Below are 15310 nucleotides of genomic sequence, written 5' to 3'. Positions count from 1 at the left end.
CAAACAGATAACGACGGGAGTAAAGCAATGACACAGGCGCTTAAAGGCGTTCGTATTCTGGATTTCACACACGTTCAGTCCGGCCCGACCTGCACGCAGTTGCTGGCATGGTTCGGCGCCGACGTGATCAAGGTCGAGCGGCCGGGCGTCGGTGACATCACCCGCGGCCAGCTGCAGGACGTGCCGAATGTGGACAGCCTCTATTTCACCATGCTGAACCACAACAAGCGTTCGATCACCCTCGACACCAAGAACCCGAAGGGCAAGGAAGTCCTCACCGCGCTGATGAAAGAGTGCGATGTTCTCGTCGAGAACTTCGGACCCGGCGTGCTCGACCGCATGGGCTTCCCGTTCGAAAAAATTCAGCAGATCAACCCGAAGATGATCGTCGCCTCGATCAAGGGTTTCGGTCCCGGTCCCTATGAGGACTGCAAGGTCTATGAAAACGTCGCGCAATGCACCGGCGGCGCGGCCTCCACCACTGGCTTCCGCGATGGTCTGCCACTCGTCACCGGCGCACAGATCGGCGATAGCGGCACCGGCCTGCATCTCGCCCTCGGCATCGTCACGGCGCTCTATCAGCGCACGCAGACCGGCAAGGGCCAGAAGGTCACCGCCGCAATGCAGGACGGCGTGCTGAATCTCTCGCGCGTCAAGCTGCGCGACCAGCAGCGCCTCGCCCATGGCCCGCTCAAGGAATACAGCCAGTTCGGCGAAGGCATTCCGTTCGGCGATGCCGTGCCCCGCGCCGGTAACGACTCCGGCGGTGGCCAGCCCGGCCGCATCCTGAAGTGCAAGGGCTGGGAAACCGACCCGAACTCCTACATCTACTTCATCACCCAGGCGCCGGTGTGGGAGAAGATTTGCGATGTGATCGGCGAGCCGACCTGGAAGACGGACCCGAACTATTCGAAGCCGGCCGTTCGTTTGCCGCGCCTCAATGAGATCTTCGCGCGCATCGAACAGTGGACGATGACCAAGACCAAGTTCGAGGCAATGGAGATCCTCAACAAGGATGACATTCCTTGCGGTCCTATCCTCTCCATGAAGGAACTGGCCGAAGACCAGTCGCTCCGCGCCACCGGCACCGTGGTCGAAGTCGATCACCCCGAACGCGGCAAGTATCTGTCGGTTGGTAATCCGATTAAGCTATCGGCCAGCCCCACTGAAGTGACGCGTTCGCCGCTGCTCGGCGAACATACGGACGAAATCCTCAAGCAGGTGCTCGGCTTCAGCGATCATCAGGTCGCCGAAATCCACGATTCCGGCGCGCTCGATCCGCCGCGCAAGGTTGCTGCTGAGTAATTTCAATAGGAATAACAGATAATTACATACGAAAGGCCGCCGGTTGGCGGCCTTTTTCATTTGTGGTGATCAAGTCGGAACTTTAATAAGAAAATCAAATCGATCGATATCGCACTGCAAAATCCTCATGCTGTCATGCAAACAAGACAATTGTCCTTGGCATCTGGTATACGTAAATTGATCCCAGATGATGAGGCGCCACCACGAGGCAGCCTCCAGGAAAGGATCAAATCATGTCGAAGACTGCTTCCCTCGACCTCGCGACCTCCACCGGCTTCTTCGCTCGCTTCATGGCCTCGCTCGATCGCGCGCTGATGGCCAGCGCACGCATCTCGGCACGCAACGGCGATCTCCCCCGCTTCGGCCTGTAAGGCTGCGACTGAACTACTTTTGCGCGGCCAGCCCGCGCAGAATTCTCTGCGTTCCTCCCGAAGACTGGCCCCGGATTTCCGGGGCCGCTTTTTTTGCCTTCAAGATTGCATCGCAGCGACGCTTCCCGCTCCCTGCGACATTTCAGCCTGCGCGGCTTTTTACGGCTCTAATCGCTTGCTGCTTGGCATATCGCATACCAAAATGCGCGAACGGTAATGCTTCACGTTTGAATAGAAAGCATACCTGGGGAGGACAAAGGCTGAGCTGCCCTCGCGGGCATGCAACGCCGTGCGCGCCATGACAAAGCGATCCAGACCCACTCATCCTTTTTGCAGGCGAGCGACTTTGTCGCTCGACACTCTGACGTGCGCATATGGCGCACGCAAGGGCGTGTTTGCACACCTGCAGCCAGGACTTTCGAAGGAAGACCCGACTACGCACTGACGATTTCAAAGTCGACGAGCGATCGACGCCACCAAAACGAATGGGAGAGAAACAATGAAACGCCTTGGTTCATGTCTCACGCTGGCGGCCACTGCATCCATTCTCTGTCTGGGAGCTTCTCTCCCGGCGTCCGCCGCATGGGAGCCGACGCGCCCGGTCGAACTGATCGTTCCCGCCGGCACCGGCGGCGGTGCCGATCAGATGGCGCGCACCATTCAAGGCATCATCACCAAGCACAGCCTGATGAAGCAGCCGCTTGTCGTCATCAACAAGTCGGGCGGCGCCGGCGGCGAAGGCTTTCTCGATGTGAAGTCCGCGAACAACAATCCGCACAAGATCATCATCACCCTGTCGAATCTGTTCACCACACCGCTCGCCACCGGCATTCCCTTCAACTGGAAGGATCTCACGCCGGTCGCGATGCTGGCACTCGATGAGTTCGTATTGTGGGTGAATGCCGACAAGCCGTACAAGACAGTGAAGGACTATATCGACGCCGTGAAGGCCGCACCGGCCGGCACGATCAAGATGGGCGGCACGGGCTCCAAGCAGGAAGACCAGATCATCACGGTCGCGGTCGAGAAAGCGATTGGCAGCAAGTTCACCTACATCCCCTACAAGGGCGGCGGTGAAGTCGCAGTGCAGCTCGTCGGTCAGCACGTCGACTCAACCGTGAACAATCCGATCGAGGCTGTTGCGCAGTGGCGCGGCGGCAAGGTGCGGCCGCTCTGTGTGTTCGACAGCAAGCCGATGGCCTATGACGAACAGGTCGCCGACGGCAAGGGCTGGAAGGACATTCCAACCTGCAAGTCGCAAGGGCTCGACATTGAGTATGTGATGCTCCGCGGCATCTTCATGTCGCCGAAGGCCACCAAGGATCAGGTCGACTACTATGTCGAGCTGTTCAAGAAGGTCCGCGCGACGCCTGAATGGCAAGACCTGATGAAGAACGGCGCCTTCAATACCACCTTCATGACCGGCGGTGACTACGCCAGCTGGGTCGGCACCGAAGAGAAGCGCCACGAAACGCTGATGAAGGAAGCCGGCTTCCTCGCGCAAGGAAACTGAGCCAGGCAACTAACTGACGCGGATGCGATGACGCCGGACCTGATCACACATCAGATCCGGCTCGCATCAAGGTGATCGACCAAGATCTCTTAAGCAGAGTTCTCTCACACAGAGTTGTCCATGACCACGCAGCAATCTCACAATGCCGGCCCTACTCATAAATCCGTCGAAGCCGGCGTCACCACCGTCATCGGTCTGTTCGGCGCTATCGTCGTCTATGGCAGCGTCAAGGCCGGGATCAACTGGGGCGCGGAGGGACCGAAAGCCGGGTTCTTCCCGTTCTATATCGGGCTGTTCATCATCATCTCCAGCCTGATTAATCTCTGGAACACGCTGCGCGAGGATGACGGCAATCTGTTCGCCGAATGGGGCCAGCTGCGCCAGGTCTTCAGCGTTGTCATTCCCACCGGCATCTATGTCGGCGTCCTACCCTTCATCGGCCTCTACGTGTCGTCGATGATCTTCATCGCCTGGTTCATGCGCTGGCTCGGCAAATACGACTGGCCGATCATCGCCGCCATTTCCCTCGGCATGCCGGTCGTCACCTACCTGATCTTCGAACGCTGGTTTCTCGTACCGCTTCCCAAGGGACCGCTCGAGGATCTGCTCGGCCTGTAATTTCCGCGATCTCCAATTCCGTTACGTCTGCCAGTCTCTGTCTAAGGACTACTCGAAATGGAAGAAATTGCTAATCTGTTCCAGGGTTTCGCGGTCGCGCTGCAGCCGTTCAACATTGCCGTGATGGTCCTCGGCATTGTGCTCGGCGTGATCATCGGTGTGTTGCCCGGCCTCGGTGGCGCCAACGGCGTCGCGATCCTGCTGCCCCTCACCTTCAGCATGCCGCCGACCTCGGCCATCATCATGCTGTCCTGCATCTATTGGGGCGCCTTGTTCGGAGGTGCGATCACCTCGATCCTGTTCAACATTCCCGGAGAGCCATGGTCGGTGGCCACGACATTCGACGGCTATCCGATGGCCCAGCAGGGCAAAGCCGCTGAATCGCTGACCGCGGCCTTCACCTCCTCTTTCGTCGGCGCACTGTTCGCCGTCATCATGATCACGCTCGTTGCGCCGCTGGTCGCAGGCTTCGCCTTGCGGTTCGGACCCGCGGAGAAATTCGCGGTCTACTTCCTGGCATTCTGCAGTTTCGTCGGGCTGAGTAAGGAACCGCCTTTCAAGACCATCGCTGCCATGATGATCGGCTTCGCACTCGCTGCCGTCGGGCTCGACTCGATCACGGGACAACTGCGTCTCACTTTCGGCTCGACCGAACTCCTCAATGGCTTCGACTTCCTGATCGCGGTCATCGGTCTGTTCGGTCTTGGCGAAATCTTCCTCACCATGGAAGAAGGCCTGCGCTTCCAGGGCGGCAAGGCGAAGATCGATCTTCGCGTCGTGCTCCGCACCTGGATGAGCCTGCCGCAATACTGGATGACGTCACTGCGCTCCTGCGTGATTGGTTGCTGGATGGGTGTCACGCCTGCAGGTGCCACGCCGGCATCCTTCATGAGTTACGGAATCGCCAAGCGCGTTTCCAAGAACGGCAACAATTTCGGCAAGGGCGAGATCGAAGGCGTCATCGCGCCGGAAACAGCTGCACATGCCGCTGGTACCGCCGCACTGCTACCGATGCTCTCGCTCGGCGTCCCCGGCTCGCCGACCGCTGCTGTTCTGCTCGGCGGTCTCTTGATTTGGGGGCTACAGCCCGGGCCAATGCTCTTCGTCGAGCAAAAGGAATTCGTCTGGGGCCTGATCGCCTCGATGTATCTCGGCAATCTCGTCGGCCTGATCATCGTGCTGACCTGCGTGCCGATCTTCGCAGCGATTCTGCGGGTTCCATTCAGCATTATCGCACCGCTCATCCTGGTGCTCTGTGCGATCGGTGCCTACTCGGTCCACAACTCGACCTTCGACGTCGTGATGATGCTGGTATTCGGAATCATCGGTTACGCACTGAAGAAGTGTAATTACCCCCTCGCTCCGCTGGTGCTCGCCATCGTACTTGGCGACAAGGCCGAGGAAGCCTTCCGTCAGTCGCTGCTGGGGTCGCAGGGATCGCTCGGGATCTTCTTCTCGAACACGCTGGTGAGCAGCATCATGATCCTCGGCCTGATCGCCCTGTTCTGGTCGGTAATCCAGAACGGCTTCAGCCGGCTGCGTACTCGCACTGCAGCAGCGTAACTAACAACCAAATACCTGTTCAAAACAGGAGCCGGCGGTCCAAACCGCCGGCTTTTTGCTGTCGCAACATGGAGCGACACAGCATTCAGGCATGCGAAACTTGCAGCGGCAAATTGGCAAGATTTCGCTTGTTAGTTGGCATATCATATACCAAACTATCCTTCGCAGCTGTCGAGCTCTCAATAGAACAGCGCTTTAGGAGGAATGATGACTGATGCAGTTCACGGAGCGGCGCCGACAGCCGCACGTGTCAGCGACGCGTATCGCTGGACACAACTCGCCATCGGCGTTGGCGCGATGGTGATGATCGCCAACTATCAATACGGCTGGACATTCTTCGTCCCCGACATCCAGAAGAAGTTCGGCTGGGATCGCGCCTCGATCCAGTGGGCCTTCACCCTCTTCGTGCTGTTCGAAACCTGGCTGGTGCCGGTCGAAGGATGGTTCGTCGATAAATACGGCCCGAAGATCGTCGTCCTTATCGGCGGCATCCTTTGCGCCATTGGCTGGGCGATCAACGCACAGGCCACAACGCTCAACGGCTTCTATCTCGGCATGATCATCGCAGGCATCGGCGCTGGTGGCGTCTACGGCACCTGCGTCGGCAACGCCCTGAAGTGGTTTCCCGACAAGCGCGGCCTCGCCGCCGGCATCACCGCTGCAGGCTTCGGTGCAGGCTCTGCACTCACCGTGGCGCCGATCCAGGCCATGATCAAGGATTCCGGCTTCCAGACCACCTTCCTGTATTTCGGTCTCGGACAAGGCATCATCATCGTGATCCTCGCCTTCTTCCTGTTCGCGCCAAAGGCCGGACAGGTCCCGGCGGTCACGCAGAATGCGAACATCATCCAGACCCGCCGCAACTACGCTCCGACGGAAGTGATCCGCCATCCGATCTTCTGGCTGATGTACTTCATGTTCGTGATCGTCGGTGCCGGTGGCCTGATGGTGACAGCGAACCTGAAGCCCATTGCGGCTGACTGGAAGATCGACAACGTGCCCGTCACGTTGATGGCCGTGACGATGACGGCGGTCACCTTCGCAGCCACGATCGACCGCGTGCTCAACGGCCTGACACGTCCGTTCTTCGGCTGGATCTCCGACATGATCGGCCGCGAGAACACGATGTTCATTGCCTTCGGCATGGAAGGCCTCGGCATCTGGGCACTGTATATGTGGGGCCAGGATCCGCTGTGGTTCGTACTGCTGTCGGGCTTTGTGTTCTTCGCCTGGGGTGAGATCTACTCGCTCTTCCCGTCGACCTGCACCGACACTTTCGGCTCCAAGTTCGCAACGACCAATGCCGGCCTGCTCTATACGGCCAAGGGAACGGCGGCACTTCTGGTGCCGGTCGCGAACTACATGCAGCAGTCGTCGGGCACCTGGGACAGTGTGTTCCTCATTGCAGCCGGCGCCAACATCCTCGCGTCACTGCTCGCCATTGCGGTGCTGAAGCCTTGGCGCAAGGTCGTCGTCAGCAAGGCTCAGGCGGTCTAAACGCCGAATTCCTCACGAAAACAACGCGCCCGGCTCCGGCCGGGCGCGTTTTGCGTTCTGGGCGCTCATCAGATGATTGACCGGCTTGGCCGCATGTCTCGCTGTGCTGCGGTGCACCAACGAAACTCGCGCTCGAGCTCCATCAGCCGGTTGCAAGTTGGAATATAATATACCAGTCTCCGCCAAAGCGACGCTTGCGACAATAAGCCACAGCATTTGCGACATAGGTCGCAATCAAGAGGCGCGCTCGGAGGACCCCCGATGTCTTACACCAACTCGCCCACCGCCCCCACCTCCAGCTTCCGCTGGATCCAACTCGTGATGGGCATCTTCTGCATGGCGATGATCGCCAACCTGCAATACGGATGGACGCTGTTCGTCGATCCCATCGACGCCAAGTATCACTGGGGTCGCGCCGCGATCCAGCTCGCCTTCACCTTGTTCGTCGTCGTCGAGACCTGGCTGGTGCCGGTCGAAGCGTGGTTCGTCGACAAATACGGTCCCCGCGTCGTCATCATGTTCGGCGGAGCCGTGATCAGCCTCGCCTGGGTGCTGAACTCCTATGCGGACTCGCTGGTGATGCTTTATGCCGGCGCCGTCGTCGGTGGTATCGGCGCCGGCTCGGTCTACGGCACCTGCGTCGGCAATGCGCTGAAGTGGTTTCCCGATCGCCGCGGCCTCGCTGCGGGCGCCACGGCGGCAGGCTTCGGCGCCGGCGCTGCGATCACCATCGTACCGATCGCGCATATGATTGCCGAGAGCGGCTATGAACATGCCTTCCTCACCTTCGGCATCGGCCAGGGCCTGATCGTGTTCGTGCTCGCCTTCTTCATGCGCCCGCCTCTGCAGGCCGTACCGGTGAAGAAAAAACAACTCAACCTGCCGCAGACCAAAACGGATTTCACCCCGCCGCAAGTGCTGCGCAGTCCGATCTTCTGGGTCATGTACCTGGTCTTCGTGATGGTCGCTGCCGGTGGCTTGATGACCGCAGCGCAGATCGCGCCAATCGCCCACGACTACAAGATTGCGAATTCTCCGGTGACATTGGCCGGCTTCCAGATGGCAGCACTGACCTTCGCCATCTCGCTCGATCGCATCTTCGACGGGTTCGGCCGCCCGCTCTTCGGCTGGTTGTCCGATCAGATCGGTCGTGAACACACCATGTTCATCGCTTTCGGCACGGCCGCGGTGATGCTGCTGACACTGTCGGCCTATGGCCACAATCCGCTCGTCTTCGTATTGGCGACGGCCGTTTACTTCGGCGTGTTCGGTGAGATCTACAGCCTGTTCCCGGCGACGTCAGGCGATACATTCGGCGCCAAATATGCCGCGACGAATAACGGCATGCTTTATACAGCGAAGGGCACGGCAGCGTTATTGGTACCACTCGCGAGCCTGATCGCAGCGAGCTATGGATGGCAGGCCGTATTCGTGATCGCCGTTGCACTCAACGCAACTGCCGCCCTGCTCGCTCTGTTCGTGATCAAGCCGATGCGGCGCGCATTCATTCTGGGCAGCGAGCCTGCCGTAGCGGAAGCCGCCGCGCACAGCGCCAAGACCGCCTGATCAATCGAAGCTCGTTTCAAGATTTCAGGGGCGCACGCGAGTGCGCCCCTCTTTTATGCCCACCTGGCATACCAGAACTCCGATTTGATATCCCCGGCGCGACAGGAGGGCATCGGAAAGACACGCCATGCAGCAAATAAACGTCAGAAATACTGACTTTCTTTCTTGATCCACCGCCCCTCGATATCCTCGTTTCTGCGTTGACAACTGGCATACCGTATACCAATCTTGCACCCGTAAGATTGATCCTCAGCCGATCAGCCAAGGGAGGTTGCCATGCAAGTCGGAGATATCCTGCGTAGGAAGAGCACCCGTATCGCCACTGTCCGCATGAACGAGACTGTCGCCATCGCGGCGCAGTTGCTCCGGACTGGCAATATCAGCGCGCTGGTCGTGAAGGACGTGTGCCGCACCGAAGGCAACACCGCAGTCGGCATGTTTTCGGAACGCGATGTGGTTCGCGCGATCGCCGAACACGGTGCTGCCGGCGTCAATCGCAAAGTCTCGGATATGATCTCGGTGCAGGAGCTCATCTCCTGTCGCTCAACCGACACGCTCGAACATGTGCGACACCTGATGAACAGGCATCATATTCGACATGTCCCGGTCATCGACGATTACACGCTGATCGGCGTGATCAGCATCCGCGACATCAGCAGAGCGCTCGACCATGAAGATGTGCCGCAAGCACATGCCGCGGTCGCCTGACACCTCAACTCAAACTCGCTTCGCGTTTCGGACCCATAACGACACGGACCGCCAGCAGTCCGTGGTGCCAGTTCTTTTGCCTTGTCAGCGCTCTTTGCCTTGGTGACATCTCATGAAGATCTGCATCTACGGCGCTGGCGCCATCGGTCATCGACGGGATCGGCGCGCTGCATAACGAATTCCACCAATAGGAATTAGACGCCCCGCCCCGCTGAATCCGCATGGCGTACCGCCGGCTGTCTGATGGACAAGCCCGCTTCGCAACGGCATCCTCCGCCCCCGAAAGATCAACAAGCTTCATCGGGCCCACCCGATGCGCCTGCGAGGGAACAGAGGACCAATCATGATCAAGACGCGCTTCACCGAGCTCGTGGGTGTGGAACACCCGATCGTTCAGGGCGGCATGCAGTGGGTCGGCCGCGCCGAGCTCGTCGCCGCCGTGGCCAATGCCGGCGCGCTTGGCCTGATCACCGCACTAACCCAGCCGACGCCGGAAGACCTCATCAAGGAAATCGCGCGCTGCCGCGACATGACTGACAAGCCATTCGGCGTGAATCTCACGATTCTGCCGACCATCAAGCCGCCGCCCTATGCGGAATATCGCCAGGCCATCATCGAAGCCGGCATCAAGGTGGTCGAGACGGCCGGCAACAAGCCACAGGAACACGTCACCGAATTCAAGAAGCACGGCATCAAGGTGATCCATAAATGCACCAGCGTTCGCCACGGCCTCTCCGCCGAGCGCATGGGTGTCGACGCGATCTCGATCGACGGCTTCGAATGCGCCGGACATCCCGGTGAGGACGACACCCCCGGCCTGATCCTGATCCCGGCCGCAGCCGACAAGATCAAGATCCCGATGATCGCCTCGGGCGGCTTCGGCGACGGCCGCGGTCTCGTGGCCGCGCTGGCACTCGGTGCCGAAGGCATCAATATGGGCACACGCTTCATGTGCACCAAGGAAAGCCCGATCCATCAGCTGGTGAAGGAACGCATCGTCGCCAATGACGAACGCGAGACCGACCTGATCTTCCGCACCATGCGCAACACCTCGCGCGTCGCCAAGAATGCGGTCAGCCGGCAGGTCGTCGCCATGGAGAAGGAAGGCGCCACTTTCGAGCAGATCAAGGAGCTCGTCGCCGGTGCCCGCGGCAAGCTGGTCTATTCGCACGGCGACGCCGAAGACGGCATCTGGTCGGCGGGTCAGGTCCAGGGCCTGATCCACGACATCCCGAGCTGCCAGGAGCTCGTCTCGCGCATCATGCACGACGCCGAGACGATCATTCGCGCGCGCCTCGAAGCCATGCTTGGTGGCGGCCAGCGTCAGGCCGCTGAATAGACAGAACGGAAAGCAGAGCCATGAAAGCTTATGTCTACGGCGCCAATGGCGCTGCGATCGGTGATGTCCCGAAGCCCTCGCCCACCGGCACGCAGGTGCTGGTCAAGGTGAAGGCCTGCGGCCTCAACCGCGCCGACCTCGGCATGACCAAAGGCCATGTCCACGGCGCTGCCGGAGGCGTCGGCACGGTGCTGGGAATGGAATGGGCCGGTGAGATCGCCGAGCTTGGCCCTGAGGCCAAGGGCGTCAAGGTCGGGGACCGCGTGATGGGTTCCGGTGGTGCGGCCTTTGCCGAATTCGCCGTCACCGATCACGGCCGACTGTTCCACATGCCGGCCGGCATGAGTTTCGAGGATGCATGCACCCTGCCCGTCGCCATCACCACGATGCACAATGCGCTGGTGACGAATGGCGGACTGCAGCTCGGCCAATCGGTGCTGATCCAGGGCGCCAGCTCCGGCGTCGGCCTGATGGCGCTGCAGATCGCCAGGCTCAAGGGCGCAAAGACGGTGATCGGTTCATCCACTGACGCCGCACGTCGTGCCCGCCTGAAAGACTTCGGCGCCGACCTCGCCATCGATTCCAAAGATGCCGGCTGGGTCGATCAGGTGCTAAAGGCCACGGGCGGTGACGGCGTCGACCTGATCGTTGACCAGATCTCGGGCCCCGTCGCCAATCAGAACCTGAAAGCCACGAAGGTGATGGGACGTATCGTCAATGTCGGCCGGCTCGGCGGCACGCATGGCGATTTCAATTTCGATCTCCATGCCGCGCGCCGCATCAACTATATCGGCGTCACTTTCCGCACGCGCTCGATGCAGGAGATCCGCGACATCTTCAGCGCGGTGCGTGCGGATATCTGGCCCGCCGTCGAAGCCGGCCAACTGAAGCTGCCGATCGACAAGGTCTACGCATTCGACAACATCGGAACAGCGTTCGACCACATGGAAGCCAATAAACATCTCGGCAAGATCGTGGTGACGCTCTAACGCGCGCCCTGCGAGTCTTCGACATCAATGCGCCGCGCATGATTCTCATGCGCGGCGTTCCTGTTTCGGACTCACGCAAGTGCAGAACAACGACGAAACTCTCCGGTGGATACAAATAAATTCACGTTAACGTTTCGTTGACTCTCGACAGCCCCGGCAAAGTGGATTCTTATTGGTCTTGCGATTCGAAGTGGCGGGGCAGTTGTTTCGAGCGACGCGGGGCGAGATTCTTCGAGGGGGCTAGGTATGGCGCGTGCGCATGCGGACAACGCATGCGTCCAATCCGATTCAATCAAAGGATTGGCGCAATCTATCGCGAAGCCGGCCTATCACAGGCTGCTGATCGCAGAGCCGGCACTTCGCCGAGCCGTCCCTACACTCATCATCGCTTTTCTCATCACGATCTTCTTCGGCGCCTTCGTGCAGGTGGTCGATCAAAGCCGGCAGAAGCAGGCATCGATGAAGCGCGATCTCGCAGCGCTCGCGGATCTGCTCGCCGAGCGTCTCGAGCGCAATGGCACGATCCGTCAGGATCGTTCTGCTGCCGTCGAGCGCCTGCAGAGCCTGCTGCCCAGCCTGATTCCGTCCTGGGGGATCGCTGGGGCACGCCACGTCATCGTGCTCGGCGCCGATCAGAGCATTCTCGCGCGCGTGCCGATCGATCTGCCGCCGGGCGACGCCAATCGCATCCTTGATGTCCTCAGCGCGACGCAAGCCATGGCTGCGCAGGGTCAACGTACTGATGTCGTCGATGTGAAGCTGCCCGACAACAGCCACGCATTGGCCACCCGTCGTATCGTCAAGGCGCTGCCGGGTCAGGTGGTCGTCATTCAGGAGAACAACGAGCCGATCTGGCGCTCGGACTCCGCGCTGTCGATCACGCTCTCGGCCACCACCGGCTTCGTGGTGCTGATCCTCGGCTTTGCGTTCCACTGGCAATCGACCCGCGCCCGCGAAGGCGACGCCATCAACGACGCCGTGCGTGGCCGCATCGACACCGCCCTCAATCGCGGCCGCTGCGGATTGTGGGACTGGGATCTGTCGCGCGGCCGCATCTTCTGGTCGCAGTCGATGTTCACCATGCTCGGCCTCGACAGCCGCAGCGACCTCCTGACCTTCGGCGAAGTCAACGCGCTGGTACAGTCCGACGACATCAACCTGTTCGAGATCGCCGATCAGTTGATTTCGTTCAAGATCGATCACATCGATCAGACCTTCCGGATGCAGCACAGCAACGGCCACTGGATCTGGCTCCAGCTGCGCTGCGAACTGGCCCAGGGCCAGGGCGACGGCAGCCAGCACCTGATCGGCATTGCCATCGACGTCACCGAGCAGAAGAGCCTTGCCGAGAAGACCGTCGAGGCCGACGTTCGGCTGCGCGACGCGATCGAGACCATTCCCGAAGCCTTCGTGCTGTGGGATGCCGAGGATCGCCTGGTGCTCTGCAATTCGCACTTCCAGCGCCTGCACAAGCTGCCGGACTCGGCCGTATCGCCCGGGACGTCCTACGAGACGGTACTCGAGGTCGGCAGCATGCCAGAGGTCCGCTCGCGTCTCGCCGAAGCCGGCGCTGCGGCCCCTGGCGCGCGCACCTTCGAGGCGCAGATCGAGAACGGCAACTGGCTGCATATCAGCGAGCGTCGCACCAAGGACGGCGGCTACGTCTCCGTCGGTACCGACATCACCCGTATCAAGGAGCACGAGCAGAAGCTCGTCGACAACGATCTGCGCCTTCGCGCCAGCGTCATCGATCTCAAGCACTCCCAGGCCGCGCTGGAGAAACAGGCGCTCGAACTCGCCGACCTCGCGCAGAAATATTCCGACGAGAAGAACCGCGCCGAGGAAGCCAACCAGACCAAGTCGAAATTCCTGGCCAATATGAGCCACGAACTGCGCACGCCGCTGAATGCCATTATCGGCTTCTCCGAGATCATGGGCAGCGGCATGTTCGGCAATCTCGGCTCCGACAAATATGCCGAATACTGCCACGACATTCTCACCAGCGGTCACTATCTGCTCGAAGTCATCAATGACATTCTGGATATGTCGAAGATCGAAGCAGGTCGCATGAAGCTGGATCTTGAGCCGCTCGATCTCGGACAGACGCTGTCCGAAGCGCTGCGTGTCGTCTCCGGCCGCGCCAACGACAAGAATCTGACGCTCAGCGCCGACATCGCGGCTGATGCACCGGTGGTGGCCGACCGCCGCGCCATCAAGCAGATCCTGGTCAATCTGCTCTCGAATGCAGTGAAGTTCACCCCCGATGGCGGCCGCGTCACCGTGCGCAGCCGCGTGCTGCGCGACTCCGTCGGACTGATGATCGCCGATAGCGGCATCGGTATCGCCCCGCATTCGCTGAAGCGTCTGGGACGCCCGTTCGAACAGGTCGAGAGCCAGCTCGCCAAGACCTATCACGGCTCGGGCCTCGGTCTCGCCATCGCCAAATCGCTGACCAACCTGCATGGCGGATCGATGAAGCTGCGCTCCAAGCTCGGCACCGGCACCGTGGTCTGTGTCACCATCCCGCTCCGCGGCAGACACAGGCCGGCGGAAATCTCCGAGGCCGCCTAGGCGTCGATGCTTCCCGCCTGACCGGGCGAACCACGCCCATGGCATGATGCCCAAGCGTCAAATGGCCGCTTGGGAGGCTCCCCGCCCATACCTATACTAAGGGTTGCAGGTCGCTATATTGGCGCGTCGATACGGCCGTCTGAAGGGGAGTTCCTGAACCCACGAACTACACTGTTCGTCAGCACATGGATGAGCCGTCCAGACAAGAGCGACACGGAGATTGTCGCCTGTTCAATCAACAAAAGCATTCCAGTGGAGGAAACGACGATGAAATTCAGCCATCTCGCCGCGGCGGCATTCTGTCTGACAATGCCGGGCATGGCCATCGCGCAAGACTATCCATCGAAATCCGTCACGGTGATCGTGCCTTTCACGGCCGGCGGAGCAAGCGATACGACAGCGCGCATGACGACGCAGAAGATGCAGGAAAGCTTCGGACAGTCCTTCATCATCGAGAACAAACCCGGCGCCAACGGCTCCATTGGCGCAACGCAACTCGCGCGCTCAAAACCCGATGGCTATACGCTGATGGTCGGCTCGATCGGGGTCATCGCGATCAATCCGGTACTCTACAAGGACCCAGGCTATCACCCGCTCCAGAATTTCGATCTGCTCAGTGTCGCTGTGCGCAATCCCAATGTGCTGATCACGCGCCCCGATTTCCCGGCCAATACCGTCCAGGAACTCATCGACTATCTCAAGAAGAATCCGGACAAGGTCACCTTCGCCTCATCGGGCGTGGGCTCGTCCGACCATCTGACGGCCGTGTTGTTCTGGCAGAAGACGGGGACCACCGGTATCCACACGCCCTATAAGGGCGGCTCGCAGGCCCATACGGACCTGATGGGTGGGCATGTCGACGTCTCCTTCCAGAATCTCGGCGCAGTCGCCAACTACATCCGAGGCGGCAAGATGAAAATCCTGGCCGTTACCAGTGACACGCGCTCCGATTCATTTCCGCAAACGCCAACGATGAAGGAAGTCGGCGTCAACGATCTCAATATCTATTCCTGGCAGGCCTTCGTCGCGCCCAAGGGCCTTCCCGCCGATGTGAAGACCAAGCTCGAGACATCGATCACCACCGCCCTCACCTCGCCCGATCTCAAGAAGCGACTCACCGACAGCGGCTTCGAGGTCGTGGCCAATACGAGCGCGGAATTTCAGAGCTTCCTGGAAAAAGAACTCGTCCGCTGGAAGACGGTCGTCGAGGTCGGCAAAGTCAAGCCGGAACAGCAATAACCGCGTCGCGAAACGCCACCCACACCTGATC

General features: G+C 60.3%; 12 protein-coding genes. All 12 read left to right on the top strand.

Translation table 11 applies throughout. From position 1 onward, the window contains the following. Positions 1-27 precede the first annotated feature (27 nt). The 12 genes from frc (at position 28) to AB8A27_RS07445 (ending at position 15279) form a co-directional block, all read left to right on the top strand. Complete coding sequence (frc, locus tag AB8A27_RS07500) at positions 28-1305, top strand: formyl-CoA transferase (protein ID WP_441241380.1); 1278 nt, start codon at positions 28-30, stop codon at positions 1303-1305. Between the two features lie 233 nt (positions 1306-1538). Beyond that, positions 1539-1676, top strand: coding sequence for a hypothetical protein (locus AB8A27_RS07495; protein ID WP_441241379.1), 138 nt, complete (start codon positions 1539-1541; stop codon positions 1674-1676). Positions 1677-2175: 499 nt separating this feature from the next. Continuing rightward, positions 2176-3189 (top strand): Bug family tripartite tricarboxylate transporter substrate binding protein, encoded by a 1014-nt coding sequence (locus AB8A27_RS07490; RefSeq protein ID WP_441241378.1) that lies wholly within the window; start codon positions 2176-2178, stop codon positions 3187-3189. A gap of 120 nt (positions 3190-3309) precedes the next feature. Continuing rightward, the gene (locus AB8A27_RS07485; protein ID WP_441241377.1) at positions 3310-3807 is read left to right on the top strand and encodes a tripartite tricarboxylate transporter TctB family protein; all 498 of its coding nucleotides are present in this window, start codon (positions 3310-3312) and stop codon (positions 3805-3807) included. Between the two features lie 57 nt (positions 3808-3864). Beyond that, entirely contained in the window at positions 3865-5370 is a 1506-nt protein-coding gene (locus AB8A27_RS07480; RefSeq protein WP_441241376.1) for a tripartite tricarboxylate transporter permease, read from the top strand. A 207-nt stretch (positions 5371-5577) separates the two neighbouring features. Further along, a complete protein-coding gene (gene oxlT / locus AB8A27_RS07475) occupies positions 5578-6867 on the top strand; it encodes an oxalate/formate MFS antiporter (RefSeq protein WP_441241375.1) in 1290 nt (429 codons plus the stop codon). Positions 6868-7128: 261 nt separating this feature from the next. Then, positions 7129-8433, top strand: coding sequence for an oxalate/formate MFS antiporter (oxlT, locus tag AB8A27_RS07470; RefSeq protein WP_441241374.1), 1305 nt, complete (start codon positions 7129-7131; stop codon positions 8431-8433). Positions 8434-8709: 276 nt separating this feature from the next. Beyond that, the gene (locus AB8A27_RS07465; RefSeq protein WP_441241373.1) at positions 8710-9141 is read left to right on the top strand and encodes a CBS domain-containing protein; all 432 of its coding nucleotides are present in this window, start codon (positions 8710-8712) and stop codon (positions 9139-9141) included. A gap of 343 nt (positions 9142-9484) precedes the next feature. Next, positions 9485-10480: an NAD(P)H-dependent flavin oxidoreductase gene (locus AB8A27_RS07460; protein WP_441241372.1), complete on the top strand. Its 996-nt coding sequence runs from the start codon at positions 9485-9487 to the stop codon at positions 10478-10480. A 20-nt stretch (positions 10481-10500) separates the two neighbouring features. After that, positions 10501-11469 (top strand): zinc-binding dehydrogenase, encoded by a 969-nt coding sequence (locus tag AB8A27_RS07455; protein ID WP_441241371.1) that lies wholly within the window; start codon positions 10501-10503, stop codon positions 11467-11469. 246 nt (positions 11470-11715) lie between these two features. Beyond that, entirely contained in the window at positions 11716-14040 is a 2325-nt protein-coding gene (locus AB8A27_RS07450) for a PAS domain-containing sensor histidine kinase (RefSeq protein ID WP_441241370.1), read from the top strand. A gap of 267 nt (positions 14041-14307) precedes the next feature. After that, a complete protein-coding gene (locus tag AB8A27_RS07445) occupies positions 14308-15279 on the top strand; it encodes a Bug family tripartite tricarboxylate transporter substrate binding protein (RefSeq protein WP_441241369.1) in 972 nt (323 codons plus the stop codon). Positions 15280-15310: the final 31 nt, after the last annotated feature.

Origin of the sequence: Tardiphaga sp. 768_D3_N2_1 (assembly GCF_052076105.1) — a bacterium.
Lineage (GTDB): Bacteria > Pseudomonadota > Alphaproteobacteria > Rhizobiales > Xanthobacteraceae > Tardiphaga.
The sequence above is the reverse complement of the archived record's forward strand: the minus strand, read 5'-3'. Positions and strand labels throughout refer to the sequence as shown.

Excerpts from the sequence above, each read along its gene's own strand:
- AB8A27_RS07460 (WP_441241372.1), top strand. The coding sequence starts at position 9,485 with ATGATCAAGACGCGCTTCACCGAGCTCGTGGGTGTGGAACACCCGATC.
- oxlT (WP_441241374.1), top strand. The coding sequence starts at position 7,129 with ATGTCTTACACCAACTCGCCCACCGCCCCCACCTCCAGCTTCCGCTGG.
- AB8A27_RS07455 (WP_441241371.1), top strand. The coding sequence starts at position 10,501 with ATGAAAGCTTATGTCTACGGCGCCAATGGCGCTGCGATCGGTGATGTC.
- AB8A27_RS07485 (WP_441241377.1), top strand. The coding sequence starts at position 3,310 with ATGACCACGCAGCAATCTCACAATGCCGGCCCTACTCATAAATCCGTC.
- frc (WP_441241380.1), top strand. The coding sequence starts at position 28 with ATGACACAGGCGCTTAAAGGCGTTCGTATTCTGGATTTCACACACGTT.
- AB8A27_RS07490 (WP_441241378.1), top strand. The coding sequence starts at position 2,176 with ATGAAACGCCTTGGTTCATGTCTCACGCTGGCGGCCACTGCATCCATT.
- AB8A27_RS07495 (WP_441241379.1), top strand. The coding sequence starts at position 1,539 with ATGTCGAAGACTGCTTCCCTCGACCTCGCGACCTCCACCGGCTTCTTC.
- AB8A27_RS07465 (WP_441241373.1), top strand. The coding sequence starts at position 8,710 with ATGCAAGTCGGAGATATCCTGCGTAGGAAGAGCACCCGTATCGCCACT.
- oxlT (WP_441241375.1), top strand. The coding sequence starts at position 5,578 with ATGACTGATGCAGTTCACGGAGCGGCGCCGACAGCCGCACGTGTCAGC.
- AB8A27_RS07480 (WP_441241376.1), top strand. The coding sequence starts at position 3,865 with ATGGAAGAAATTGCTAATCTGTTCCAGGGTTTCGCGGTCGCGCTGCAG.
- AB8A27_RS07445 (WP_441241369.1), top strand. The coding sequence starts at position 14,308 with ATGAAATTCAGCCATCTCGCCGCGGCGGCATTCTGTCTGACAATGCCG.
- AB8A27_RS07450 (WP_441241370.1), top strand. The coding sequence starts at position 11,716 with ATGGCGCGTGCGCATGCGGACAACGCATGCGTCCAATCCGATTCAATC.